This is a genomic window from Amycolatopsis sp. NPDC004772 (assembly GCF_053601215.1).
In genome coordinates this window covers 190,362-212,787 of sequence record NZ_JBSGBK010000002.1, presented here as the reverse complement: position 1 = coordinate 212,787, position 22,426 = coordinate 190,362, and the positions used below count along the sequence as shown (strand labels likewise).

25 protein-coding genes are annotated in these 22,426 nt (G+C 71.4%); 13 read left to right on the top strand and 12 right to left on the bottom strand.

Annotated features, from left to right (window positions below):
• The first annotated feature begins 21 nt into the window (after positions 1 to 21).
• Positions 22 to 639: a TetR/AcrR family transcriptional regulator gene (locus tag ACWEF6_RS02385; protein WP_449681234.1), complete on the top strand. Its 618-nt coding sequence runs from the start codon at positions 22 to 24 to the stop codon at positions 637 to 639.
• Here ACWEF6_RS02385 and ACWEF6_RS02380 read toward each other — a convergent pair.
• Positions 596 to 1,561 carry a helix-turn-helix domain-containing protein gene (locus ACWEF6_RS02380; protein WP_449681233.1) on the bottom strand — a complete coding sequence of 322 codons (966 nt, stop codon included), beginning with the start codon at positions 1,559 to 1,561 and terminating at the stop codon, positions 596 to 598. The genes ACWEF6_RS02385 and ACWEF6_RS02380 overlap by 44 nt on opposite strands.
• A 52-nt stretch (positions 1,562 to 1,613) precedes the next feature.
• Here ACWEF6_RS02380 and ACWEF6_RS02375 point away from each other — a divergent pair, with 52 nt between their 5' ends.
• The 7 genes from ACWEF6_RS02375 to ACWEF6_RS02345 all read left to right on the top strand — a co-directional run bounded on the left by ACWEF6_RS02375 (position 1,614) and on the right by ACWEF6_RS02345 (position 8,087).
• Entirely contained in the window at positions 1,614 to 1,994 is a 381-nt protein-coding gene (locus tag ACWEF6_RS02375; protein ID WP_449681232.1) for a cupin domain-containing protein, read from the top strand.
• 40 nt (positions 1,995 to 2,034) lie between these two features.
• Positions 2,035 to 2,538 carry a winged helix-turn-helix transcriptional regulator gene (locus ACWEF6_RS02370; RefSeq protein ID WP_449681231.1) on the top strand — a complete coding sequence of 168 codons (504 nt, stop codon included), beginning with the start codon at positions 2,035 to 2,037 and terminating at the stop codon, positions 2,536 to 2,538.
• A gap of 61 nt (positions 2,539 to 2,599) precedes the next feature.
• The gene (locus ACWEF6_RS02365) at positions 2,600 to 3,091 is read left to right on the top strand and encodes an SRPBCC family protein (RefSeq protein ID WP_449681230.1); all 492 of its coding nucleotides are present in this window, start codon (positions 2,600 to 2,602) and stop codon (positions 3,089 to 3,091) included.
• Entirely contained in the window at positions 3,088 to 4,113 is a 1,026-nt protein-coding gene (locus ACWEF6_RS02360) for an LLM class flavin-dependent oxidoreductase (RefSeq protein WP_449681229.1), read from the top strand. The genes ACWEF6_RS02365 and ACWEF6_RS02360 overlap by 4 nt, the downstream gene beginning before the upstream one ends.
• The gene (locus ACWEF6_RS02355; RefSeq protein WP_449681228.1) at positions 4,110 to 6,431 is read left to right on the top strand and encodes a molybdopterin-dependent oxidoreductase; all 2,322 of its coding nucleotides are present in this window, start codon (positions 4,110 to 4,112) and stop codon (positions 6,429 to 6,431) included. Before ACWEF6_RS02360 ends, ACWEF6_RS02355 begins: the two co-directional genes overlap by 4 nt.
• Before the next feature lie 7 nt (positions 6,432 to 6,438).
• Positions 6,439 to 6,984 (top strand): dihydrofolate reductase family protein, encoded by a 546-nt coding sequence (locus tag ACWEF6_RS02350; RefSeq protein WP_449681227.1) that lies wholly within the window; start codon positions 6,439 to 6,441, stop codon positions 6,982 to 6,984.
• Positions 6,981 to 8,087 carry an epoxide hydrolase family protein gene (locus ACWEF6_RS02345; RefSeq protein ID WP_449681226.1) on the top strand — a complete coding sequence of 369 codons (1,107 nt, stop codon included), beginning with the start codon at positions 6,981 to 6,983 and terminating at the stop codon, positions 8,085 to 8,087. Before ACWEF6_RS02350 ends, ACWEF6_RS02345 begins: the two co-directional genes overlap by 4 nt.
• Here the strand turns inward: ACWEF6_RS02345 and ACWEF6_RS02340 are convergent.
• The 3 genes from ACWEF6_RS02340 to ACWEF6_RS02330 form a co-directional block, all read right to left on the bottom strand.
• The gene (locus ACWEF6_RS02340) at positions 8,084 to 8,653 is read right to left on the bottom strand and encodes a hypothetical protein (protein WP_449681225.1); all 570 of its coding nucleotides are present in this window, start codon (positions 8,651 to 8,653) and stop codon (positions 8,084 to 8,086) included. The genes ACWEF6_RS02345 and ACWEF6_RS02340 overlap by 4 nt on opposite strands.
• Positions 8,654 to 8,746: 93 nt before the next feature.
• Positions 8,747 to 9,076, bottom strand: coding sequence for a hypothetical protein (locus ACWEF6_RS02335; protein ID WP_449681224.1), 330 nt, complete (start codon positions 9,074 to 9,076; stop codon positions 8,747 to 8,749).
• A 1-nt stretch (position 9,077) separates the two neighbouring features.
• Positions 9,078 to 10,601 (bottom strand): AMP-binding protein, encoded by a 1,524-nt coding sequence (locus ACWEF6_RS02330; protein ID WP_449681223.1) that lies wholly within the window; start codon positions 10,599 to 10,601, stop codon positions 9,078 to 9,080.
• Positions 10,602 to 10,662: 61 nt separating this feature from the next.
• Here ACWEF6_RS02330 and ACWEF6_RS02325 point away from each other — a divergent pair, with 61 nt between their 5' ends.
• Entirely contained in the window at positions 10,663 to 11,490 is an 828-nt protein-coding gene (locus ACWEF6_RS02325) for a hypothetical protein (protein ID WP_449681222.1), read from the top strand.
• Between the two features lie 63 nt (positions 11,491 to 11,553).
• Entirely contained in the window at positions 11,554 to 12,291 is a 738-nt protein-coding gene (locus ACWEF6_RS02320) for a nitroreductase/quinone reductase family protein (RefSeq protein WP_449681221.1), read from the top strand.
• Here the strand turns inward: ACWEF6_RS02320 and ACWEF6_RS02315 are convergent, their stop codons facing one another.
• Genes ACWEF6_RS02315 through ACWEF6_RS02295 form a run of 5 tightly spaced genes read right to left on the bottom strand, consistent with a single transcriptional unit; the run spans position 12,292 to position 16,948 of the window.
• Complete coding sequence (locus tag ACWEF6_RS02315; RefSeq protein ID WP_449681220.1) at positions 12,292 to 13,140, bottom strand: LLM class F420-dependent oxidoreductase; 849 nt, start codon at positions 13,138 to 13,140, stop codon at positions 12,292 to 12,294.
• A 26-nt stretch (positions 13,141 to 13,166) separates the two neighbouring features.
• The gene (locus ACWEF6_RS02310) at positions 13,167 to 13,856 is read right to left on the bottom strand and encodes a TetR/AcrR family transcriptional regulator (protein WP_449681219.1); all 690 of its coding nucleotides are present in this window, start codon (positions 13,854 to 13,856) and stop codon (positions 13,167 to 13,169) included.
• A gap of 30 nt (positions 13,857 to 13,886) precedes the next feature.
• Positions 13,887 to 14,813 carry a phosphotransferase enzyme family protein gene (locus ACWEF6_RS02305; RefSeq protein ID WP_449681218.1) on the bottom strand — a complete coding sequence of 309 codons (927 nt, stop codon included), beginning with the start codon at positions 14,811 to 14,813 and terminating at the stop codon, positions 13,887 to 13,889.
• Between the two features lie 11 nt (positions 14,814 to 14,824).
• Positions 14,825 to 16,006, bottom strand: coding sequence for a pyridoxal phosphate-dependent aminotransferase (locus ACWEF6_RS02300; protein ID WP_449681217.1), 1,182 nt, complete (start codon positions 16,004 to 16,006; stop codon positions 14,825 to 14,827).
• A 33-nt stretch (positions 16,007 to 16,039) separates the two neighbouring features.
• Positions 16,040 to 16,948 carry a hypothetical protein gene (locus tag ACWEF6_RS02295; RefSeq protein ID WP_449681216.1) on the bottom strand — a complete coding sequence of 303 codons (909 nt, stop codon included), beginning with the start codon at positions 16,946 to 16,948 and terminating at the stop codon, positions 16,040 to 16,042.
• Positions 16,949 to 17,159: 211 nt separating this feature from the next.
• On the opposite strand from ACWEF6_RS02295, the gene ACWEF6_RS02290 reads away from it, so the two are divergent.
• From ACWEF6_RS02290 to ACWEF6_RS02280, 3 genes are all read left to right on the top strand, one after another.
• Positions 17,160 to 17,459 (top strand): YciI family protein, encoded by a 300-nt coding sequence (locus ACWEF6_RS02290; RefSeq protein ID WP_310967195.1) that lies wholly within the window; start codon positions 17,160 to 17,162, stop codon positions 17,457 to 17,459.
• A 111-nt stretch (positions 17,460 to 17,570) separates the two neighbouring features.
• A complete protein-coding gene (locus tag ACWEF6_RS02285; protein WP_449681215.1) occupies positions 17,571 to 18,140 on the top strand; it encodes a dihydropteroate synthase in 570 nt (189 codons plus the stop codon).
• Positions 18,137 to 18,874: a dihydrofolate reductase family protein gene (locus ACWEF6_RS02280; protein WP_449681258.1), complete on the top strand. Its 738-nt coding sequence runs from the start codon at positions 18,137 to 18,139 to the stop codon at positions 18,872 to 18,874. The genes ACWEF6_RS02285 and ACWEF6_RS02280 overlap by 4 nt, the downstream gene beginning before the upstream one ends.
• Before the next feature lie 210 nt (positions 18,875 to 19,084).
• On the opposite strand, the gene ACWEF6_RS02275 is transcribed toward ACWEF6_RS02280, so the two are convergent.
• From ACWEF6_RS02275 to ACWEF6_RS02265, 3 genes are all read right to left on the bottom strand, one after another.
• A complete protein-coding gene (locus tag ACWEF6_RS02275) occupies positions 19,085 to 19,486 on the bottom strand; it encodes an NUDIX hydrolase (protein ID WP_449681214.1) in 402 nt (133 codons plus the stop codon).
• A gap of 15 nt (positions 19,487 to 19,501) precedes the next feature.
• The gene (locus ACWEF6_RS02270) at positions 19,502 to 21,172 is read right to left on the bottom strand and encodes a hypothetical protein (RefSeq protein ID WP_449681213.1); all 1,671 of its coding nucleotides are present in this window, start codon (positions 21,170 to 21,172) and stop codon (positions 19,502 to 19,504) included.
• An 860-nt stretch (positions 21,173 to 22,032) separates the two neighbouring features.
• Positions 22,033 to 22,398, bottom strand: coding sequence for a VOC family protein (locus ACWEF6_RS02265; RefSeq protein WP_449681212.1), 366 nt, complete (start codon positions 22,396 to 22,398; stop codon positions 22,033 to 22,035).
• Positions 22,399 to 22,426: the final 28 nt, after the last annotated feature.

The following is a 22,426-nucleotide window of genomic DNA, read 5'->3' as shown; positions in this document are numbered from 1 at the left end:
CATCTGTTACGCTTCCGGGCCATGCCCAGGCAGCGTGACGTGCAGGCCCAGCGCGAGCTCCTGTCGAACGCCACCTGGCAGGTCCTCGCCGACGACGGCCTGCCGGGCCTGACGCTGCGCGCGGTCGCCGAGCGCGCCGGCTGCACGACCGGCCTGGTGATGCACGCGTTCCCGACGAAGAAGGCGTTGCTGCTGCACGCACGCGACCTGCTGTACGAACGCACGGCGGTCCGGGCGGACGCGGCCGAGGCGGCGTGCGCATCGGCGCCGGACGCGCTCGCGGCGGTGCTGGGCCAGGCGGTGGACCTCCCGCACGGCCACCACGAGGAATCCCGCGTCTGGGTCGGTTTCCTGGCGGCGGCACTGGCCGACGAGGACCTGGCCGAGCGCCACCGGGCGGCGAACCGGTCGTTCCTGGCCCGAGTCCGCCGGTTGGTGGCGGCGTGCCGTCCGGAGTGGACGGACGAGCGGCTGGAGCTGACCACGAAGAGCTTGGTGGCGTTGGTGGAGGGGATGAACGTCCTGGCCGCGGCGGATCCGAGGACCTATCCGGCCCGGCTGCAGCAGGCCGCACTGGCCGAGGCGCTCGCTGTTTTCACGCCGCCGGGCCGAAGCGGCGGCGATAAGCGCTCGGGCTGAGGCCGGTGTGACGCCGTAGTTGCGCCCGCAGGTTCGCCGCCGTTCCGAAGCCGCTCAACGATGCCACTCGGTCCAATCTGAGCTCGCCCCGCTCGATCAAGCGGCACGCCAGGCTCACCCGTTCCGTCGTCAGCCACGCCAGGGGGGTCGTGCCCAGCTCCGCGCGGAACTTCCGGTGCAGGGTCGCCGGGCTGGTCGCCGCCCGCGTGGCCAGGTGCGGCACCGTCAGCGGGGTGTCCAGGCGCTCCAACGCCCAGGCCAGGACCGGGGCCAGCGACGTCTCCGGCACCGACGGCACCGGGCGGGCGATGAACTGCCGCTGGCCGCCGTCGCGGTGGGCGGTGAACACCAGGCGGCGGCTCACCGCGTTGACCACCTCGGCGCCGTGGTCGCGGTGGATGAGGTGCAGGCCCAGGTCCAGCGAGGCGGCGCTCCCGGCCGCCGTCAGGACGGTGCCTTCGTCGATGAACAGCACGTCCGGCTCCCACCTGACCCGCGGGAACCGGGCGGCCAGCGAGGCGGCCCACTGCCAGTGGGTCGTCGCGCGGCGGCCGTCCAGCACGCCCGCTTCGGCGAGCGCCAGCGCTCCCGTGCAGAAGCTCACCAGGCGGGCTCCGCGGTCGTGCGCCCGGCGGATCGCCGCGATGATCGCCGGGTCCGTCGGGACGCCGGTGTTCGGGCGGGCCGGGACGATCAGGGTGTCCGCCGTGTCGGCCGCATCGAGGCCGGCGACGCCGGAGAGCGTGAACATGCCGAGGTTCATCCGGACGTCCGGCGTCGCCGCACAGAGCGTGAAGTCGTACCAAGGCCGGTCGAGTTCGGGACGGCGGAGGCCGAACAGTTCGGTCGCCACGCCCATCTCGAACGGGTTCGACTCCTCGGTGACGATCGCGACCACCCGGTGCGAGAATTCTTGCGGCATGTGCGATTCCTAGCACTCGCACCGAGGAAACACCAGGTCGAGCATGGGACGCATGAACCCGATCGACCTCAACGAAGTCCTGGCGAGCTTCGAAGCCGCCTGGAGCCCGCGGATCGTCACCCGCGTCAACGACTACGACATCCGCCTCGCCCGGTTCGACGGCGAGCACGTCTGGCACGTCCACGAGAACACCGACGAGTTCTTCCTGGTCCTGGACGGCGAGATCGAGATCGGCCTGCGCGACCCGGACGAACGCGTGGTCACGCTCGGCCGCGGGCAGGTCTTCGTGGTCCCGAAGGGCACGTTCCACAAGCCGTCGTCGAAGGCGGGCGCGAGCGTGCTGCTGGTCGAGCCGGCGGGCACGCTCTCGGTCGGCGACGTGCACGACGAGGTGCCCGAGCACGTGGACGTGACCACCGGGCATCTCGTCTGACCTGCTGAGTCTCTTCCGGGAACGGCGTACTCTCGGCCGCATGAAACGGACATCGTTCGCGCAGTGGCCGTGCTCGATCGCGCGCACCATGGATCTGCTCGGCGACTGGTGGACGCCGCTCGTGCTGCGGGACGCCTTCTACGGCGTGCGCCGCTTCGACGAGTTCCAGCAGGCGCTCGGCATCGCGCGCAACACCCTCGCCGACCGGCTCAAGCGGCTGGTCGACGAGGGCCTGCTCGATAAGGTGCCGTACCAGACCGAGCCGGTGCGCTACGACTACGTGCTGACCGAGAAGGGCCGCGACTTCTACCCGGTGCTGCTCGCGATGACCCGCTGGGGCGACAAGTGGCTCGCCACCGAAGCCGGCCCGCCGATCACCGTGCACCACCTCGCCTGCGGGCACGACACGCACGCCGAAATCGTCTGCGCCGAGTGCCGGGAACCGATGACGCCGGACGACACGCGGATGCGGCGCGGCCCCGGCTTCCCGCTCCGGCTGGCGCAGCGACCCGACGTCGAGGAGCGCTTCGCCCGGCAGGAGTGATTGACAGAGTCAGTCTATCTACGCAACTATCGTGGTCAGACGAGGGAAAGGTGCGACCACGATGGAGTGGACGGGTGCGCGGTACGCCGACCTGCCGACGGCGGAGGTCTCGACCTGGATCGACGCCGCGCCCGAGGAGGTCTGGCCGATCGTCTCGGACATCTCGCTGATGCCCGAGATGAGCGCGGAACTCCAGTCCGTCGAGTGGTGCGAAGTCGGCCGGAAGTTCCTCGGCCGCAGCAAGCACGACGCGTTCGGCGAGTGGGAGACGACTTCGTACGTCGTCGAATGCGAGGCGCCGCGGGTGTTCGCGTGGGCCGTGCAGGACCCCGAAGAACCCAGCGCGGTCTGGAAGTTCACCCTCGAGCCGGACGCCGGTGGCACGCGCCTGAGCCAGTGGATGCGGATGGGTCCCGGCCGGTCCGGGCTGTCGTTCGCCATCGACCGGATGCCGGAGAAGGAACAGAAGATCGTCTTCGTCCGCATGCGCGAGTTCGAGACGGCGATGAAGGGCAACCTCGCCGCGATCAAGGCCCGGGCCGAAACCCGATGAAGACCGCGACGACCGTCGAGTTCTCGAAGGACACCCGCGCGACGCTGGACTTCGTGCTGGAGGCGGAAAAGCTCGGCCTCGACGGCTGCTGGGTGGCCGAAGCCTGGGGCTCGGACGCGCCGTCCGCGCTCGGCTACCTCGCCGCCCGCACCGACCGGATCCGGCTCGGCTCCGGGATCATCCAGCTCGGGACCCGCACGCCGGTCGCCATCGCGCAGGCCGCGCTCACCCTCGCCGACCTCTCCGGCGGGCGGTTCGCGCTGGGGCTCGGCGCGTCCGGGCCGCAGGTCATCGAGGGCCTGCACGGCGTCCCGTTCGCGAAGCCCCTGACCCGGATGCGCGAGACCGTCGAGATCATCCGCCAGGCGTTCGCGGGGGAGAAGATCTCCTTCTCCGGCAAAGCGTTCGAGATCCCGCGGCCCGGCGAGGCCCGCCCGATGCGGCTGTCGACCGAGCCGAATCCGGACATCCCGATCTACCTCGCGACGCTGTCGCCGAAGCTCCTCGAACTCACCGGCGAGGTCGCCGACGGCTGGCTCGGCACCAGCTTCGTCCCCGAAGGCGCCGACGCGTACTTCGCGCACCTCGACGCCGGGCTCGCGAAGGCGGGCAGGGAGCGGAAGGACATCGACGTCTGCCAAGGCGCCGAAGTCGCCTTCGCGGACAACGAAGACGAGCTGCGCGCGATGGTCGGCAGCCGCAAGAAGGAACTGGCTTTCAGCCTCGGCGGGATGGGCTCGGCCAGCACGAACTTCTACAACAACGCCTACAGCCGCCAGGGCTGGGCCGACGTCGCCGCCGAGGTCCGCGAGCGCTGGCAGGCCGGTGATCGCGACGGCGCCGCCGCGCTCGTCACCGACGAAATGGTACTCGGCACGACGCTCATCGGCACCGAGGAAATGGTGCGCGAACGCCTGCGCGTCTGGCGCGACGCCGGCATCGACACCGTCCGGCTCTACCCGGCCGGCGAAACGCTCGAAGCGCGTCTCACGACGCTCGGCCGTGCATTGGAGCTGATGTGACCGGCGACTGGCACCGCACCGCGTGCAGCCTCTGCTACCTCAACTGCGGGCTGGAGGTCCAGCTCGACGGCCGGAAGATCACCCGCGTCCGCGGCGACAAGGCCCACCCGCGCTCGGCCGGGTACCTCTGCCAGAAGGCGCAGCGCCTGACCTGGTACGGCGACCACGAAGACCGCCTGACGACGCCGCTGCGACGGCGTCCCGACGGCACGCACGAACCCATCGGCTGGGAGACCGCGCTCGCCGAGATCGCCGCGAAGCTGCACGCGATCCGGGACGCCGACACCGCGGCCGGGCGGCCCGGCTCGTTCGCCTACGTCGGCGGCGGTGGCCAGGGCAACCACTCCGGCGGCGCCTACGGCACGTCGCTGCTGAAGTGGATGAACTCGACACGGCACTTCAACGCGCTCTCGCAGGAGAAGACCGGCGATTTCTGGGTCAACGGGCACCTGTTCGGCTCGACGATCGTGCACACCGCCGAGGACGTCGAGCACTGCGATCTGCTGGTCGTGCTCGGCTGCAACCCCTGGCAGGCGCACGGGTTCAGCAACGCCCGCCACGCGCTCAACACGCTCAAGAACGACCCGGACCGCCGGATGATCGTGATCGATCCGCGGCGCACCGAGACCGCGGAGCTGGCCGACCTGCACCTCCCGCTGCGGCCGGGCACCGACGCCTACCTGCTGGGCGCGATCCTCGCGCTGCTGCTCGAACGGGGTGGCGCGGACGAGCGGTTCCTCGCCGAACGCACCGAAGGCTTCGACGAGGTCGCCGCCGTGCTGGCGAAAGTGCCGGTGGACGCCTGGATCGCGCACGCCGAAGTGTCCCGTGTGGACGTCGAACGGGCCGTCGACCTGATCCTCGCGGCGAAGGCGATGACCGTGCGCGTCGAGCTGGGCATCCAGCAGGGCCGGCATTCGACGCTCAACAGCTATCTCGAGAAGCTGCTGTACCTGCTCACCGGGCACTTCGGCCGACGCGGGACGAACAACCTGCACTCGTGGCTGCTGCCGCTGTGGGGCGCGACGACCGGGCAGCGCTCCGAGATCACCGGCTTCGAGTACATCGGCGGCCTGCTGCCCGCGAACACCCTCGCCGAGGAGGTCCTCGCCGACCACCCGAACCACGTCCGCGCGGTGTGGGTCGAGTCGTCGAACCCGGCCAACACCTTCGCGGGGACCCGGGACGTCGAACGCGCGCTGGCGGCCGCGGAGCTGTCCGTGGTGGTCGACGTCGCCTACACCGAGACGGCCGCGCTGGCCGACTACGTACTGCCCGCCGCGTCCCAGCACGAGAAGTGGGAATTCACGCTCTTCACCTTCGAATGGCCGACGAACTACTTCCAGCTGCGGCCGCCGCTGCTGGACCCGCTGCCGGGCACGCTCGTCGAGGCCGAGATCTACACGCGGCTGTTCGACGCGCTCGGCGTGCTGCCGGCGTCGGACGTCCTCGGCGAGCTGGCCGCCGGCCCGCGATCCGCGCTGCAGGCGGGCCTCGGTGCGCTGGTCCAGGCGATGCCCGAGCGCGCGGCGATCCTGCCGGTGCTGCTCTACCGCACCCTGGGCGCGTCGCTGCCCGGCGGCGCGGCCTCGATCGCGCCGCTGTGGGCCGGCTGCCACCGCGCGGCGAAGACGATGACCGTGCCGGTGCAGCGCGCGCTGGGCAGCTCGGCCACCGGTCCGCAGCTCGGCGAAGAGCTCTTCGAGCGCGTCCTGGCCGGTCCGACACCGTTTTCGGCGCACGAGCAGGACGAGGTGTGGAGCCTGATGCGGCGCGAGCGGGTCCGGCTCGCCGTGCCGGACCTGCTGGACTGGCTGGCCGCGCTGGACCCGGCGGCCGAGCGGCCCGACCCGGTGTACCCGTTTTCGCTGCTCAACGGGCAGCGGCGGGCGCACAACGCGAACCAGATCCTGCGTGATCCGCGCTGGCGCCGCACGGATCCGGACGGCGCTCTGCGCGCGCGTCCCGAAGAACTGGCGTCGATCGGCGCCTCGCCCGGCGATTGGGTGGCCGTCGTGACGCCGGCGGGGCGGGTGGTCGTCCGCGCCGAGGCCGATCCCGCGCTGCGGCCGGGTCAGCTCGCGCTGCCGCACGGCTACGGCATGGCCCACCCGGCCGCCGACGGCCGCCGGGTGGTCAGCGGGCCGCGGATCAACCTCCTCACGGACGCGCTGGACCGGGACCCGATCGCGGGCACGCCGCACCACAAGGACGTCCCGGCGCGCCTCGAACCCGCGACCGAAGAGGAGCGGGCCCGGGCGGAGGCGGACAGCGAATGCGTCGCGAGTGGACGGTCCGGGCGTTTCGCCGGTTTATAGTGGGCGCATGCGCAAGATCGTCGCGAACCTGTTCGTTTCCCTCGACGGCGTGGTCGAAGCGCCCGACAAGTGGTCGTTGCGGTACTGGAGCGACGAAATCGGCCAGGCGGTCGGCAGCGGGATGGCCGCCGCGGACGCGATGTTGCTCGGGCGCGTCACCTACGAAGGGTTCGCCGAAGCGTGGCCCGGCCGGACCGTCGAGGACGACGAAGGTGCCGAGTTCATGAACAACGTGCGCAAATACGTGCTTTCGTCGACGTTGTCCGAAGTCGGCTGGAACAACTCGACGCTGCTCACCGGCGACCCGGCCGAGGCGGTCCGGGCGCTGAAGGCCGGAAGCGGCGGCGACATCATGACCAGCGGCAGCCCGACGGCGGTGCGGTGGCTGCTGTCGGAAAGCCTGGTCGACGAGCTGAACCTGCTGCTGTACCCGGTCGTCGTCGGGCGCGGCGTGCGGTTGTTCCCCGCGGACGGGCCGTCGTTCCCGCTGGAGCTGAAGAAATCCGCGACGTTCGGCAACGGCGTCGTGCAGCTGACCTACGTGCCGGCGTGACCACGCCGTACCGGATCGAGATCCCCGACGCCGACCTCGACGACCTGCGGGTCAGGCTGCGGCGGACGCGCTGGCCCGAAGCCGAGCCCGTGGCCGACTGGAGCCAGGGCACGCCGCTGGGCTACCTGCGCCCGCTGTGCGAATACTGGGCGACGGAGTACGACTGGCGCCGCGTCGAAGCCCGGTTCAACCGGTTTCCGCAGTACCGCACCGAAATCGACGGGCTGGGCATCCACTTCCTGCACGTGCGCTCGCCGCGGCCGGACGCGCTCCCGCTGCTCCTCACGCACGGCTGGCCCGGTTCGTTCCTGGAGTTCGGCAAGGTGATCGAGCCGCTCGCGGAGGAGTTTCACCTGGTGATCCCGTCGCTGCCGGGCTACGGCTTCAGCGACAAGCCGTCGGCATCGGGCTGGGGCATCGAGCGGATCGCGTCCGCTTGGGCGGCCCTGATGGCCCGCTTGGGCTACGCCCGCTACGGCGCCCAGGGCGGCGACTGGGGGACGTCGATCACGACGTCGTTGGCCCAGCAGGACGCGGCCCACCTGGCGGGCATCCACCTGAACCCGCCGATCGCGGCCCCGGACCCGGCGACGTTCGACGACCTGACGGCGTCCGAGCGGGGCGCGCTGGCCGCGTTGGAGAACGCGCAACGCTGGGAGGACGGGTATTCGGTGCTGCAGTCGACCCGCCCGCAGACGATCGGCTACAGCCTGCTCGACTCCCCGGCGGGGCTCTGCGGCTGGCTGGTGGAGAAGTTCCACGCCTGGTCCGACGGCTTCCCGTTCACCCGCGACGAGCTCCTGGACGACGTGACGCTGTACTGGCTGACGGGCACGGCGGCGTCCTCGGCCCGGCTGTACTGGGAGAGCATCCGCAAGGTCCAGAAGTGGTTCTCCGAGGCGACGGACGACACAGTGGACGTGCCGGTGGGGTGCTCGATCTTCCCCGGGGAGATGCCTCGGCCGTCGCGCCGGTGGGCGGAGAAGCGGTACCCCGACATCCGGCACTGGAACGAGCTGGAGCGGGGTGGGCACTTCGCGGCTTACGAGCAGCCGGAGCTGTTCGCCGACGAGGTGCGGACGTTCTTCCGGCTGGTCCGCTAGGCGTTGGGTCCCGGCGGGGCCGGGTCGGTACCGACCAGCCGGCCGATCTGCCACTCGTAGCTTTCCGGCAGGTCCCCGACGGCGATCCCGATGTCCGCCTTCGCGGCCTCGTAGAACCGGCGCCGCGCCTTGCTCACGGCCTCGATGGCTTCGGCCCACGGCAGGTCGGCTTCCGCGCCGGTGGCGATCCGCTGCAACCGGAAGGCGCTCTCGTGCCAGGCCCGTGCGGCCAAGACGGTGCTGCCGGTTCCCAGCAGCAGCACGGTCTCCCACTTGACCGTGCGTTCCTCCTCGGCCGCGGCCAAGGCGGGCAGCCCTTCTTCGGGCGGCAGGGAGTCGATGTCGGGGTGGATGCCGCGATGTGCCGCGATCCGGACCGAAAGAGCGATGACTCGCTTGAGCGCGAAGGCGTAGTCGGCGTAGGCGGTGAGCCGCCGTTCGTCCCAGCGCACCGACTGGGCCCGCCGCCAGCGCCCGCGTTCGGCGGCCGAGGTGGCCGCGAATGACGCCAGCGCGCCGATGACAACTCCGATCAGGGCCGGGAGCTGCTGGAGGAACGTCTGCACGGGAGCTGCCTCTCGTCGTGGCGATCCGGTCGCTTGCTGGGTCGCCGCGGAGGAGCTCGGCGCTACATCTCCGTCTCGGCGCGCGCTGGTCCGCTAGCGCCTGAACCCCTCCGGATCGGCCAGGTACCGATCCAGCTCCGGGTCTTCGTGCAGCTCGGTGCACCGGTCCTCGACCGCGGGCCCCAGCTCCTCGCGCAACCGGGTCAGGACCGCACGCACGTCGGCGTTGAAGCGGGCGCACCGCGCCTCCCGCCACGGTCCGGGGTCCGGCGGGTAGTCCCAGTTCACCGACTCGTCGTACTGCTCGACCAGGCTGTCCACCGAGGCCCGCAACGAGGCGCTGATCGGCAGCTCGTCGAGATCCGCCGGTCCGGCGTCGTCCCACAGGGCCGCGCCCGAGCCCGGGTCGAAGAAGAACCGCACCTCAGTTGACCTGCCGCGACTGCCCCTGCCAGAACGGCTCCCGCAGTTTGAACTTCTGGATCTTCCCGGTCGCCGTCCGGGGCAGCGCGTCCAGGAACTCGATCCGCTTCGGGCACTTGTAGCCGGCCAGGTGCTCCCGGCAGTGCTGGATGAGCTCCTCCGCCGTGACCGCGCCCTCCACCACGACCAGCGCCGTCACCAGCTCGCCCCACTTCTCGTCCGGGATGCCGATCACCGCGGCCTCGCGGATCGCCGGGTGGGAGTTGAGCGCGTCCTCCACCTCGATCGACGACACGTTCTCGCCGCCCGAGATGATCACGTCCTTCTTGCGGTCCGCGATCGTCAGGTAACCCTCGGAGAACGTCCCGCCGTCGCCGGTGTGGAACCAGCCGCCGTCGGTGACCCGGGCGGTCTCCGACGGGTTCTCCCAGTAGCCGTCGAGGTTGTGGTTCGACTGGGCGAGCACCTCGCCGTCGCCGTCCACCGCGATCCGGACGCCGAGCGCCGGCGTGCCCGCGCGGCCCAGCAGCCGGGCCTGCTCGTGCGGGTCGAGGTCTGCCCACTCGCTGCGCATCCGGTTGACCGTCAGCAGCGGCGCCGTCTCGGTGAGCCCGTAGATCTGGATGAACTCCCAGCCCAGCTCGGCCCGGACGCGCTCGATCGTGCGCGTCGGCGGCGGTGCGCCGGCCACGACGATCCGGACGCGGTCGCGGCCGGGGATCTCGCCGTCCCAGGTCGCGGCGCCGTCCAAGGCCGCCGTGACCACCGCGGGCGCCGCGCACAGGATCGTCACGCCGTGTTCGCCGATGCGCCGCAGGATCTCGGTGCCGTCGACCTTCCGCAGTACGATGTGCCGCCCGCCGAGGCCGGTCACCGCGTACGGCATGCCCCAGCCGTTGCAGTGGAACATCGGCAGCGTGTGCAGCAGGACGTCGTTGTCGCTCAACGTCGTGTGCAGGCCGAACACGGCGGCGTTCAGCCAGATGTTGCGGTGGGTGAGCTGCACGCCCTTCGGCCGTGCGGTCGTCCCCGACGTGTAGTTGATGGTCGCGGTGGCCGACTCGTCGCCGTCCCACGGCCGGGGCGTTCGGTCGCCGCCCCAGATGGCGTCGTCGTCCCGGCCGAGGACGAACACGTGCTTCGCCGTCACCGTGTCCAGCAGGTGCTCGAGCTCCGGGTCGACGATCAGCACCTCCGCTCCGGAGTGCTCCACTATGTACTTGACCTCGGCGGGAGCCAGCCGGAAGTTGACCGGCACCAGGATCCGGCCCCAGCCGGACACGCCGAAGAACGACACGAGCAGCCGCGCGGCGTTGTGCGACACCATCGCGACGCGCCCGCCGGCCGGCACGCCCAGCGCGTCGAGGTGGGCGGCCTGCGCGCGGGCCCGGCGCGCCACCTCGCGGTAGGTGAGCGAACCCCAGCTCGGCGCCGGCTGGTCCGGCTCGTCGACCACGGCGACGCGGTCCGGGTACACCGTTTCCGCGCGGTCGAGGAAGTCCCGGACACCCAGATCGAAGAACATCCCCCGATGATGACTCTTCACCGGGTGCCCGCACCAGTCCGATGTGGTTCGCTGGACCGCGATGGACTTCGACACGGTGGCCGGTGAGCTCTACGGGGGTGACCTCGCGGAGTTCGTCAAGGCGCGCAACGCGGCGGCGAAGGCGGCGAAGGCCGAGGGAGACGCTGAGCTGGCGAAGCGGATCCAGCAGCTGCGCAAGCCGACCACGGCCGCGGCGATCGTCAACGGCCTGGCCCGGGACGATTCCGATCAGCTGCGTGAACTCGCCGAGCTCGGCGCCGAACTGCGGGACGCGCACACCCGCCTGGCCGGCGACGAGCTGCGCGCGCTGACCCGGCGCCGCGGCGAGCTGGTGCGGCGGATCCTCCACGAGCTGCCGTCGATGAGCGACACCGTCTCCCGCGAGGTGGAGTCGACCTTGGAGGCCGTCGCGGCCGAGCCGGACACCGCCGCGCTGGCGCTCGCCGGGCGGCTGACGTCGGTCGCGCACCAGGACACCGACCAGTGGTTCAGCCTCGCCGCGAGCGTCCCGCCCGTCACCGGGAAGCGCCCGGCGAAGCTGGTGGACAAGGCCGAACCGGCCAAGCCGAAGCGCGACCACCGGCGTGAAGAAGAGGAGCGGGCCCGGGCGCGCGCGGAACGCGAGCGCCTGCGTAAGGAAGCCGCCGAGCGGGACAAGGACCGCGCGACGGCCGAGCGCGACCTGGTCCGCACCGAACGCGCCGCCGAACAGGCCACCGCCCGCGTCGAAGACCTGCGCGAGCGCCTGGCCGAAGCCGAGGAACGCGCCGAGCGGGCGACGGCGGAGTTCGAGACGGCGAGAGCGGCCTTCGACGAAGCCGACAAGGCTGCCACCGCCGCCCGGAAAGCCGCTGACGCCGCCCGCTGAGCCAGGCCCGATCTATGCGGTTGAGGGATGTCCGGCTGCCGGGCCGGTCGGTAACGTGCGATCGTGCCCCGTTCGATCATGCTCACCACGACCGGCGCCCGGACGGGCCGGAAGCACCGCGTTCCCCTGGGCGCCTTGGACATCGACGGCCGGCTGGTCGTCGTCGCCTCGGCGCTGGGCTCGCCGAAACACCCGGCCTGGTACCACAACATCCGGCGCAACCCGCTCGTGCTGGTGGAAACGGACACCGAATCGTACGAGGCGATGGCGGCGCTCCCGCCGGACCGCGACCGGCTGTTCGCCGAGGTGCTCGAGCGGGAGCCGGGGTTCGCGGACTACCAGGCGCGAACGACCCGGATCCTGCCCGTCGTCGAGCTGCACCGGTTCGACACCGCGCGGCGCATGGGCGACTGGCTCGTCGAGATGCACGACTGGCTGCGCGGTGAGCTGAAGGAAATGCGCGCCGAGCTGGACTGCGGCATCCCGCGGCAGCTGCGCACGCGGTGCGCCGGCTTCTGCACGGCCCTCGGCCGGCACCACACCGGGGAGGCCACGAACATCTTCCCGTTGCTGGCCGAGCGGTTCCCGGCCCTCAAGCCCACGCTGGCGAAGCTCGACGAAGAGCACGTCGTCGTGGGCCGGCTGCAGGAGGAGATCGAGCGGCTCGCCGAGACGGAAACCGACCCGGCCCGGCTGCGCGCGGAGTTCGACCGGCTCCAGTCCGCATTGGACAGTCACTTCGCCTACGAGGAGCGCACGCTCGTCACCGCGCTGAACGTCCTGCTGCCCGCGCCCGGCTGATCAAAGCAGCACCTCGGCCAGCCGGCGCTGGTTCGCCAGCTCCACCTCGGGGGAGGGGCCGAGCACCTGCACCGCCACGTGGTCGGCGCCGGCGTCCACATGGGACAGCAGTCCCTTGGCGACGGTCTCCGGCGTCCCGTGCAGGACGAGGTCGTCGATCAGGCGGTCACTGCCGCCGCCGGCGACGTCGGCCTCGGTGTACCCATAACGCAGCAGGTTGTTCACGTAGTTGCTGAGGCCGAGGTAGGGGGTCTGGACGTACGGCCGTCCGATGGCGCGCGCGGCCACGCTGTCGTCGTCCAGGACCACCTTGTGCTCCGGTGCCAGCAGCTTGCCCGCGCCCAGGAGCGCCCGCGCGTGCCGCGTGTGCGCGACGGGCACGAGGTACGGGTGCGCGCCCGCGGTGCGTTCGGCGGCCAGCTTCAGCACGCGGTCGCCGAGCGCGGCGAGCACCCGGGCCTCGGCCGGGACGCCGGCCGCGTCGAGCCGGTCGAGGTAGTCGACGATCTTGGCGTACGGGCTGCGGTACCCGGTGACCGACTCGGGGTGGCCGACGCCGATGCCGAGCAGCAAGCGCTTTCCGTACCGGCCCGCGAGCCGGTGGTAGGACTCGGCGAGCGTCTCCGGCTCGTCGACCCACACGTTGACGATCGCCGTCGCCACGGTGATCCGCTCGGTGGCGGCGAGGACGTCCTCGGCCAACGCGAGGTCGCCGACCGAGTTGCGGCCGGTCCCCAGCCAGACCGCGCCGTACCCCAGTGCGTCGGCCGCGATCGCCTGTTCCTTGCGGGCGACGTCGTCGCGGTGCGGGGCCAGGAACACGCCGAACCTGCTCGATACATTTGTCATACCGAGCAATGTAGCAAATGTAGCGCTCAGGACGCCAGCCGGTGGAGCCACTCGCGCAGCATCTGGCGCTCGGTGGTGGTCAGGGCGTCCGTGTCGTCCTGGAGTGCGGTCGACAAAGCGACAGCGAGGGCGCTGACGGACGAGCTTTCGGCGGGCCGGCCGGCGAGCAGCCCGGCCAGCACGGACTCCCTGACCTGCGCGGACATCGCCAGGTCCCGGCTTTCCTCGGGCTGGGCGATCAAGCTGAGCGTCACGCCGCTGTTCGCCGCCGCGAACTGCCGCGCGGCCTCCGCCGCCTCGACGCGCAGGCGGCCCTCGCGCGCCAACGGCGTGAAGAGCTCCAGCAGCATCGCTTCGGCGCTGGAGGTGAGGTTGCACGGGACGCCCGGTTCGATCTGGCCGTAGAGCAGCACGTAGAACGCGGGGTGCTCCAGGCCGTACTCGACGTGCCTGTCCCAGCCCGCGCGGATCCGCTCCACCGGGTCGCCACCCGGTTCCGGCGCCTGGACGTACTGGGTGAAGCCGTAGTTGACGACCGCGTCGAGCAGGCCCTGCTTGCTGCCGAAGTGGTGGTACAGCGTGGGGGCCTGGACGCCGGCGCGCTCGCAGATCGCCCGCGTCGACACCGGCCCGTCACCGGCCTCGTGCAGGAGCTGGCCGGCGGCCATGAGCAGGCGGTCGCGGGTACTGGTGGCGTTGCTGGATCGTCCGGCCATGTAGCAATTGTAACGGCGGTTTGTAACGGGTCAGCGCAGGCGGAGCTGGACCCGCCGGAGCCCGGCGAAGGCGGCCAGCACGCCCTGGTCCGTCGTGGCGGCGGCCGGGCGGACCGACCGGTAGCCGTCCAGGAGAGCCTCCTTCAGCTCTTCGCGGTGGGGCAGGTGCGCGAGGGCGGCGCAGGCGACGGCGAGGTCGTAAGCGTAGTGCCCGTACCCGCAGTCGTCGAAGTCGATCGCGTGCACGCGGCCGCGGTGCAGCAGGTAGTTCTCCTGGTGCAGGTCGCCGTGCACCAGGCCGAAGACGTCGGAGCCGTACCCCAGTTCGGTCCGCACCGCGCGGACGCGCGCCACAGCCTTGCGGATCCGCTCGTCGCCGCCGGCCGCCGCGACGGCCCGGTCGACGACCGCCGCGGAGAAGCCGTCCACCTGCGTGCGGCCGAAGTCGGTCAGGTCGTCGACGCGGCGGCGGTCGAGGCCGTTCATCCGGGTGCCGTGCAGGTGCAGCCGCGCGGTGAACTCGCCGACGGCGTACAGCTGCGGCGCGCTGAGCCGTTCGTCGAGGAACCGGCCCTCGACCCAGTGGCTGAGCACGCAGGTGCGTGGTTCGGGCACGGCCGGGTCGGCGACCACGGTGACCAGGTCCCGCGCGCGCGTCGGCACCGGCTGCGGGACGACCAGGCCGGTCTCGCGGCGCAGCGTGGTCAGCCAGGTCATCTCGGCCCGGACCTGGGAGACGCCGGGGCCGTCCGGCCGCTGCACCCGCAGCACGTACCGGTGGCCGTCGGCGCCGTCGACGCGGAACGTCGTGTTGTGCCCGTGGGCCAGCGGGGTCAGCCGGGCCACCGGCACGGCGTAGGCCGTCAACGCCGCTTCCGCGAGCCGTCGCAGACGCCGGGTCCGGCCGGCGCGGTCGAGCTCGGCGAACGGCCGGGTGTTCGCCTGGAAGTCGGCCATCGCCCAGGTGCTCAGCTGATCGACCGTTCCGGCTCGCGCGAGTGGGAGACCAGCTCGATGGTCGGCGTCGTGTGCCGCCCGCCGCCGAGCCGCTCCACGCCCCGCAGTCCCTCGACCAGCCGCTCGACCTCGGTGTCCGGTCGCACCCCGAAGCGCATGAACTGGCTGGTCATGCCGATCTTGTTGCCGCACTGGCGTACCAGCAGGTGGTGCTCGGTGAGCAGGTAGTCGCACAGCTCGGCGCCGTCGACCGACGCGGGCAGCTTGACGAGCAGGAAGTTCGCCTGCGACGGGAACACCGTCAGCTCCGGGAACTGCCCGAGCTGCGAATGCATCATGAACCGGTCGAGCGCGAGCTTCTTGAGGCTGTCCTCGTACTCGGCGCGGTGCTCGGCGAGCATGAAGATCACGGTCTCGGCGAGCGAGTTCAGGTTCCACTTCGGCAGCGCGGCCGACAGCTTGCGCGTCAACGCCGGGTTCGAGACCTGGTAGCCGAACCGGATGCCGTGCAGCCCGAAGTTCTTGCCGAGGCTCTTCAGCACGATCACGTTCGGCCGGACGACGGCTTCGGCGGCCACCGACGGGTTCCGCTCGACCTCGACGAAGTCGATGAAGGACTCGTCGATCACCACCAGGTCGAGGTCTTCGAGGGCGTCCATGAACCGGATCACCTCGCGGCGCGGCAGGTACCCGCCGTCGGGGTTGTTCGGGTTGCACAGCACCGCGACCCGGGAGCCGCGGCGCTTGATGAAGTCGATGTACTCGTCCACCCGCAGCTCGAAGCCGTCCGCTTCCTTGAGCAGGAACATGTCGACGCGCTTGCCGGTCTCCATCGGCTGGTCGGTCCAGCGGCCGAAGGTCGGGATCGGCACGGCGACACTGGAATCGACCAGCAGCTGGTCGATCCAGGTGATCAGCTCGGTCGAGCCGTTGGCCAGCGAGATCGTCGACGGGTTGAGCCGCAGCACGCTCGCCAGCTGCGCGGTGATCGCGCCGGCGTCGCTCGGGTAGAACTTGAGGATCGTGCGGAGGTTGCGTTCGAGCTCGCCGAACATCTCGTCGGTCGGGAAGTACGGGTTGCAGGGGATGCAGAAGTCCGCGAGGTCGTCCGCGTGCTGGCCCATCGCCCTGGCCACGGAGAAGAACGACGGGCTGTGGGCCTTGTTCTGCTGGAAAAGGCCGTGGGGGGTCATACCGTGCCGCACGCGTGTTCTCCGTCCGCCGCTTTACCGGCCCCTTGCCTTCCCGTTGAGGACACGTACGAATCGGACGGCCGGTTCAATGCCGGACAACGCGTGGATTCCGGTGCCCCCCAGCACCGCCGCGGCCAGCGCGGACAGGAGCATGAGCGGCAGCGGCGCGGCCAGCGGGTCGATGCCGGTGAAGGACTCGACGCCGATCACGGCGGTGAGCACGGCGTCGGCGGCGACGGCGATCTTCACGACGCGCAGCCGGTGGGCCTCCGGGTGGGGCGTGCGGCGCAGGATCCAGGCCAGCGCGGGCAGCACCAGGATCGCGTGCATGGCGACCGCGTGCAGCGGCTTGAGCGAGCCGGCGGTGGTGTAGGCCAGCTGCGGGTCGCCGCCGCGGGCCGCGACCACCCCGCGGCCGATCATCACCGCCCCGGTGGCCAGCGCGACCAGCAGCACGACCAGGCCGGCGCGGACGGCCAGGCGCAGGCTCGGCGCGGCCGGGCCGGGTTCCACGAGCGCGGCGGCGGTGAAGCCGATGACCGTCAGGACGAGCACGCCACCGCCCGCGGCCAGCGTCATCGAAACGGTGCTGTCGAACGAGGTCTCGAAGTTGAAGTGCGACGGCACCCTGCGCCACGCCTGCATGCTGACCAGGGCGACTTCGACGACGCTCGCCGCGGTGAACGCGCCGAGCAGGAGGTTGCGCACCCCGGGGCGCACCGTGAGGAACGACGTCGCCCAGGCGACCGAGGCGAGCGTCAGCCCGAACGAGAGGCCGAAGGTGACGGCCTTGCGCATCGACAGCGGGCCCAGCCACGAGCCGCCGGTGGCGATGAGGACCAGAGCGTGCACGACGCCGCCGAGGAACAGCGCCGCGCCGACGGCGTAGGCGATCCGCTCGGCGCGGCGGCCGTCGTACCGGATGCGGGTCAGTGGGTTCATGCTGCCGAGTCTCGCCGGGCAGCCCGGTCGCCGCGTCGGCCCGGTGGCGACACCCCGACGTACGACGACGTGCGTACGAAAATCGGTGAGTGTGTCGAAAAAGCGCCGGTAAAGGAATTCCAATCTTCTTGACGGAATATTGACGGGGAGCGTGCCGGGCGCCACTCGCCAGGCGGATGCGATGTCGGCAAAGGCGTTCTATCCTTCGAACATGTACATCGCATTGCTGACCTATACAGCGCCCGAAACAGAAGTCGACTACGCACTTCCGGACCATTCGGACTGGGTGCGCAAACAATTCACGAAAGGACTCTTCCTGGTTTGCGGAAAGGGCAACGGCTCGGCCGACCACGTGATCCTGGTCCGCTCGGTGCTGCGCGGCAAGCTCGACGCCGTGCTGGCCAGTGACCCGTTCGTGGTCCAGCGGCTCGCCCGGTACGACGTCATCGAGTTCACCGCCACGCGCACCGCCCAGGAGCTGCTGGCGATCAACGAGGCGATCGCCTCTTAAGGAGCCGTCAAGTCGGGTGGCCCGGCGACGAAGCCCCGCCACCTGACGGCGAAGAACACTCACCCGCTGGTCGCTTATGATCGCGAAGGACGTCCAGCCAGGGAGAGTGCGATGAAAACCCCCGACCTCGTCTTCCGGGGCCGCCGGTTGAGCAGTGACCGTGCGCTGGTGCTGGCCGCGGTCGAGTCGCTCCCCGCGGCCCGCGCCGCTGTTGCCGACGGCGCCGATCTCGTGGGTTTCCCCGGATCCGCGTCCCTCGTCGAGCAGGCGCGTGCGAGTTTTCCCGGCCTCGTCATCGGGGTCGGCACCGTGGACCCGTCGGTCGCCGCGGCCTGCTGCGAAGCGGGCGCCGACCTGATCGTGACGCGCGCGGACCTGGCCGAGGTCGCGGCCCGGTACGACGCCGGTTACGCCGCTCCTGCTGTTCCTGCCGTGCCCGGTCTGTCCGTTGTGCTGGACATCGGGGAATTCCGCGCGCCGCTGCCTCCCGCGGACGTGCCCGTGCTGGCTTCGGTGCCCGGCGACGGAACGCCCGCGGGGCTGGCGCTGGCGGCCCTCGCGGCCTCGGCGGGGGTGGCGATCATCCGCACGGCGCACGTCCGCGAGGTGCGTCACGTGGCGGAGATGGCGGCGAGCATCGCGGGCACCCGCCCGCCGGCGAAGGCGGTCCGATGGGAGTGATCCGCCAGCTCTGGCCGTCCCCGCGCGACCTGGCCGAGAGCGACCTCGAGCAGCTGTACCGCTACCCGGCGGACCCCCGCTGGCTGGCGGTGAACTTCGTGTCGAGCACGGACGGCGCGATCGCGGTCGAGGGCCGGTCCGGGGCGCTGTCGACCCCGGCGGACCGGGTGGTCTACCGCCTCGGCAACGACCTGGCCGACGTGGTCCTGGTGGGCGCGGGGACGGCGATGGCGGAGGGCTTCGAGGGGATGCGCCCCGACGCCGCCACGGCCGACCGCCGCCGCCGGTTCGGCCTGGCCCCGATCGCCCCGGTGGCGGTGGTGACCACGGGCCGTTCCCTGCCGCCGGACGCCCCGGTGATCACCAAGGCGGCGGTTCCGACGCTGGTCTTCACCTCCTCGGCGGCGCCTAGCGCGTTGCGTGACGCCTGGGCGGCTCATGGCGCCCGGGTGTTCGTGGTGGGGGAGCAGGAGGTGTCGGCTTCGCGCGTGGTGTCGACGCTGGTGGCGGAGGGCTTGGGTCGCATCGACTGCGAAGGCGGGCCCCGGTTGTTCGGGTCGTTGATCGAGGCGGGGCTGGTCGACGAGTTCCGCTTGACGGTGGCGCCGTTCTTGGTGGCGGGGACGGGCAGCCGGGCGTCGGTCGGGGTGCCGGTCGATCCGGCGGAGCTGGAGCTGGCGTCGGTGCTCACCGACGGCGCCAGCGTGCTGCTGCGGTATCTCGCACCGCGCTAGTTTTGTCGGTGCCTTCGGGTAGTGTGGAAATCGGGGGCTCCCTAGGCGCGGAACCCTTGTGTGGCAACGAAAAATGCCGCGCAAGCCCGCCTCTGAGTTCACCCGTTCCAGCGATGACGGTCGCACACTTGTTCGGATAAGGTCGGAGACATGACCACGACCCGAAGACCTCGGCAGCACCGCGATCCGGTGCTGCGCAAGCGAAATGTCCTACCGATCGAGCAGCCGCCGGAAATGGTCCGGCAGCAACAGTTCCCGCGCCTCTACCCGAGTCAGCCACGCGAAGTCGTCGTGCTCCCCGGGGTTGAGCGTGACCTCGCGGGCGCCCTCCTCTTCCACCGTGTAAACGAAAGCGTGGATGCGCAAGGGCCGTCCCGCCACATCCGGCCACGCGTCGCGCGCGAGCTCGCCGGTGACGCGGACCGTCAATCCGGTCTCCTCCGCCGCTTCGCGCGTCGCTGTGTCTTCGAGGCGCTCGCCTGGTTCGGCCGTGCCGCCAGGCAGTTCCCACCGGCCCGCGAGGAAGACGCCGGGCCCGCGGCGGAGGAACAGCACCCGGTCGCCGCGGGCGATCCAGCAGTAGGCCAGGTGCTTGTGCGCGATCTCCGTCATGCGCGCGATTCTCGCTCAGTTGGTCTTCGACGTCGGCAGGTGGGCGCCGAGGTACCCGACGTAGACGATGCCCGTGCCGTCGGTGTCGTCGAGGAAGTGCAGGCGCGGGGCCGGGGATTTGAAGCGCTCCAGGGCGATGTGGGCGCCGAAGTAGTCGCGGCCCGCGGGGTTCGTCCGGGGATCGACGCGGAACGTGCGGGCCTGGCGGAGCCGCTCGTTCGTCGTCACCGTGTCCGACTCGGCCAGGGCGATGATGTTCGCGCTGATCAGCGAACCCGGCTGGCCGGTGCGGGCGAACGCGAGCACGTCCGACAGTTCGGGGCCCGGATCCTGGCCCGCGCCGAGCAGGGACGTCCGGGCGCCTGCGTAGGCGTCGAGGGTGCGGAGCGCGTCCCACGCCTTACGGCGCCAGGCGGCGGCTTTGGGGTGGTGGTCGAGGATCGCCGCCGGCGCCGGTTCGGCCGTGATGGCGAGGTGCTTGAGCGAAGCGCTCGCGGCGCCGATCAGCTCGGCGAAGCTGGGGAAGTCCTCCGGCGGACGTTCGGCGGCGGCGACCTCGTCGTCGGCGTCGTGGTGGCGCGCGAGCCGGCCGGCCAGCAGCCCGTTGACGCGTCTGAGTTCGTCGCGCTCGGTCTCCGTCTCCTCGAACGCCCGCGCGTAGTCGTCCACCTCCGCCTGCAGCTGGGCGAGCTGGTCGCGCAGGCAGGCGACGTCGGTCGCGCAGACGTCCTCGAGGCGGCGGCGGAGCGTCTTCACCTCCCAGGCGTGCCGGTCCCGTTCTTCGGCGTGGGCTTTGGACTTCTTCCGCAGGATCGTGATCACACCCCGCGCCTCGGCCAGTTCCCGCTCGGCGCGGCCGAGCTTCTCGACCAGTTCGGCGTCGGGCTCGCGGTCCGGCGAAGCGAACGGATCGGTCTCGTACCAAGCCCGCACGCTCGGCACGTCCGCCCACTCCTCCGGCAGGGGCGTCCGGCCGCGGGTTTGGATGAGCCGGGTGATCGCACCCTCCAGCGCCTCACCGGACACCGGGCTCTCGCTGAAGACGAAGTCCGGCAGCTGGTCGCACGGCGGCACGTAGAGCCGAGCGCCCTGCGGCAGCGCGCACCCGAGCGGCAGGTGCCGGTTGAGGGTGTGGCGAAAGCGATCGTCGACGTCGAAGACGTTGACCAGCCCGGGCCACCCTTCCACCGGAACCGTCGGCGGCTCGGTGAGCACCAGCACGGCCGAAGAGCGCCACGGTGCCGCCAGCGCCTCACCGAGCAGGTCGGCGAGGTGGTCGCATTCCTTGCGCGACCACCCGCGCATCGCCAGCACCGGCGTCTCGATCGGGATTTCGTCGCTGCCGCTGGCGCCCAGCTCCTCCAACCCGATCCGCCAGGCGGGCGCGTCATGGCAGCTACGCCAAGGCCGCGTACACGCCGCGCTCAGCAACCAGGTAACCCGATCCTCGCCGGCGCGGTAGCAGAGCGAAAGCAGTACCTGAACGGAGTAGCGGCCTTCGCTGCCCTCGTACGCGAACTGAAGATCGCACCGCCGCGAACCACCGTCATCGGACGACCCGAGATCGCTCACCGTGTAGTCGTCCTGCTGCCGCTGGCGGCTCATCAGCCTGCTGCGCAAGGCGTCCAGGGGGCGTTTCCCCTCGGTGGGGACCAGTCCGTGGTGCCAGATCCGGTGCACCCCCACAGGACTCAACTCCGTTCGCCGGAAACAGGACCTAGGCCGAACATAGCGGATCCTGTGACCAACCGAACGCGGGGCGTCACCCCACCCCGCCGTCGCCACCCACTCCCGCACAGCCAGCACCCACCACCCGCCGGCGGCCCGCCCACTGACGGCCCGCGCGCCCAGCACCGCCGACCCCGGTCCGCCTCGCTGACGGGCCCGCGCCGGGCTCCCGCGCCCCTAGCGTCCGCCCGCGCCCGCTGGCGTCCTGAACCGGGCCCGGGGCGCCCTCCGTGCCTGCCCGCCTGTTGCCGGCTCGCGCCGCGCTTCGCCTGTCGCCGGCCTGCGTCGTGCCTCGCGCCTTCCCGCTCGTTGCCGGTCCACGCCGTGCCTTCGCTCCTGCCCGCCTGTTGCTGGCTCGCGCCGTGCTCCCGCGCATGCCCGCCTGTTGCCAGCCCACGCCGTGCCCGGCGCCCCCGGGGATGGCGGCCCACGCCGCCCTCCCGCAACCGCCAGCCTCCGCCCGCTCTCTGGCGCCCTGCCCGTGCGGCATGTCCATGCCCTCGCCCCGCCGAGGACCGCGTCTTGCCGTGCCGACGACGCCCGCCCGCCTGCTGATGACCCGCGTGATGCTTCCGCGCCGCTGAGCACCCCGGCCTCCGTGCCGGCACAACACCCGTCCCGCGGCGTTGCGGAACCGGCCCCCGCCGCGCACGCCTCCCCGGCCGCCCCACCCGCGAAAGTCCGCCCGGATCACGCGACACATCGGAAACCGCGCTAAACCAAGGCCCTCGACCAGCGCCCGCGCCGGGCCCGCCAACGTCGGCGACCGTCGCTGCCCGCTTCAGCGTGAATCCTAGGTAAGCGGCCCCGGTCCAACCTCACCCCTTGCGCGTCCAAAGACAGAACGGATGCCCGGCCGGGTCGAAGCACACTCGAACGTCCTCCTGCGGCTGGAACTCGGCGACCACCGCTCCCGCCGCGGTCGCCGCCGCCGTTGCCTGCTCTAAATCATCCACCTCGATGTCGAGGTGCAGCTGCATCTGCTGGGCACCTTCGGCCTGCGGCCACACCGGCGGGATGTGCCCGGTCTCCAGCTGGAACGACAGGCCGGCGCTGCCGTCGTCCGGGCGGAGGGTCACCCACTCCGGCTCGTCCGTGCGGATCGGCCAGCCGAGGAGCTTCGAATAGAACTCGGCGAGCGCGCGGGGTTCCGGCGTGCCGAGCACGGTGGAAGTCAGCTTCATGATCGGACTGGTACCCGCGCGGCCGCGT

Coding starts and splice junctions, on each gene's coding strand:
- ACWEF6_RS02360 (WP_449681229.1), top strand. CDS start 3,088: ATGAAGACCGCGACGACCGTCGAGTTCTCGAAGGACACCCGCGCGACG.
- ACWEF6_RS02275 (WP_449681214.1), bottom strand. CDS start 19,486: ATGACGGAGATCGCGCACAAGCACCTGGCCTACTGCTGGATCGCCCGC.
- ACWEF6_RS02295 (WP_449681216.1), bottom strand. CDS start 16,948: ATGAACCCACTGACCCGCATCCGGTACGACGGCCGCCGCGCCGAGCGG.
- ACWEF6_RS02325 (WP_449681222.1), top strand. CDS start 10,663: ATGGACTTCGACACGGTGGCCGGTGAGCTCTACGGGGGTGACCTCGCG.
- ACWEF6_RS02285 (WP_449681215.1), top strand. CDS start 17,571: ATGAAAACCCCCGACCTCGTCTTCCGGGGCCGCCGGTTGAGCAGTGAC.
- ACWEF6_RS02315 (WP_449681220.1), bottom strand. CDS start 13,140: ATGACAAATGTATCGAGCAGGTTCGGCGTGTTCCTGGCCCCGCACCGC.
- ACWEF6_RS02310 (WP_449681219.1), bottom strand. CDS start 13,856: ATGGCCGGACGATCCAGCAACGCCACCAGTACCCGCGACCGCCTGCTC.
- ACWEF6_RS02385 (WP_449681234.1), top strand. CDS start 22: ATGCCCAGGCAGCGTGACGTGCAGGCCCAGCGCGAGCTCCTGTCGAAC.
- ACWEF6_RS02300 (WP_449681217.1), bottom strand. CDS start 16,006: ATGACCCCCCACGGCCTTTTCCAGCAGAACAAGGCCCACAGCCCGTCG.
- ACWEF6_RS02265 (WP_449681212.1), bottom strand. CDS start 22,398: ATGAAGCTGACTTCCACCGTGCTCGGCACGCCGGAACCCCGCGCGCTC.
- ACWEF6_RS02350 (WP_449681227.1), top strand. CDS start 6,439: ATGCGCAAGATCGTCGCGAACCTGTTCGTTTCCCTCGACGGCGTGGTC.
- ACWEF6_RS02330 (WP_449681223.1), bottom strand. CDS start 10,601: ATGTTCTTCGATCTGGGTGTCCGGGACTTCCTCGACCGCGCGGAAACG.
- ACWEF6_RS02375 (WP_449681232.1), top strand. CDS start 1,614: ATGAACCCGATCGACCTCAACGAAGTCCTGGCGAGCTTCGAAGCCGCC.
- ACWEF6_RS02370 (WP_449681231.1), top strand. CDS start 2,035: ATGAAACGGACATCGTTCGCGCAGTGGCCGTGCTCGATCGCGCGCACC.
- ACWEF6_RS02380 (WP_449681233.1), bottom strand. CDS start 1,561: ATGCCGCAAGAATTCTCGCACCGGGTGGTCGCGATCGTCACCGAGGAG.
- ACWEF6_RS02290 (WP_310967195.1), top strand. CDS start 17,160: ATGTACATCGCATTGCTGACCTATACAGCGCCCGAAACAGAAGTCGAC.
- ACWEF6_RS02305 (WP_449681218.1), bottom strand. CDS start 14,813: ATGGCCGACTTCCAGGCGAACACCCGGCCGTTCGCCGAGCTCGACCGC.
- ACWEF6_RS02365 (WP_449681230.1), top strand. CDS start 2,600: ATGGAGTGGACGGGTGCGCGGTACGCCGACCTGCCGACGGCGGAGGTC.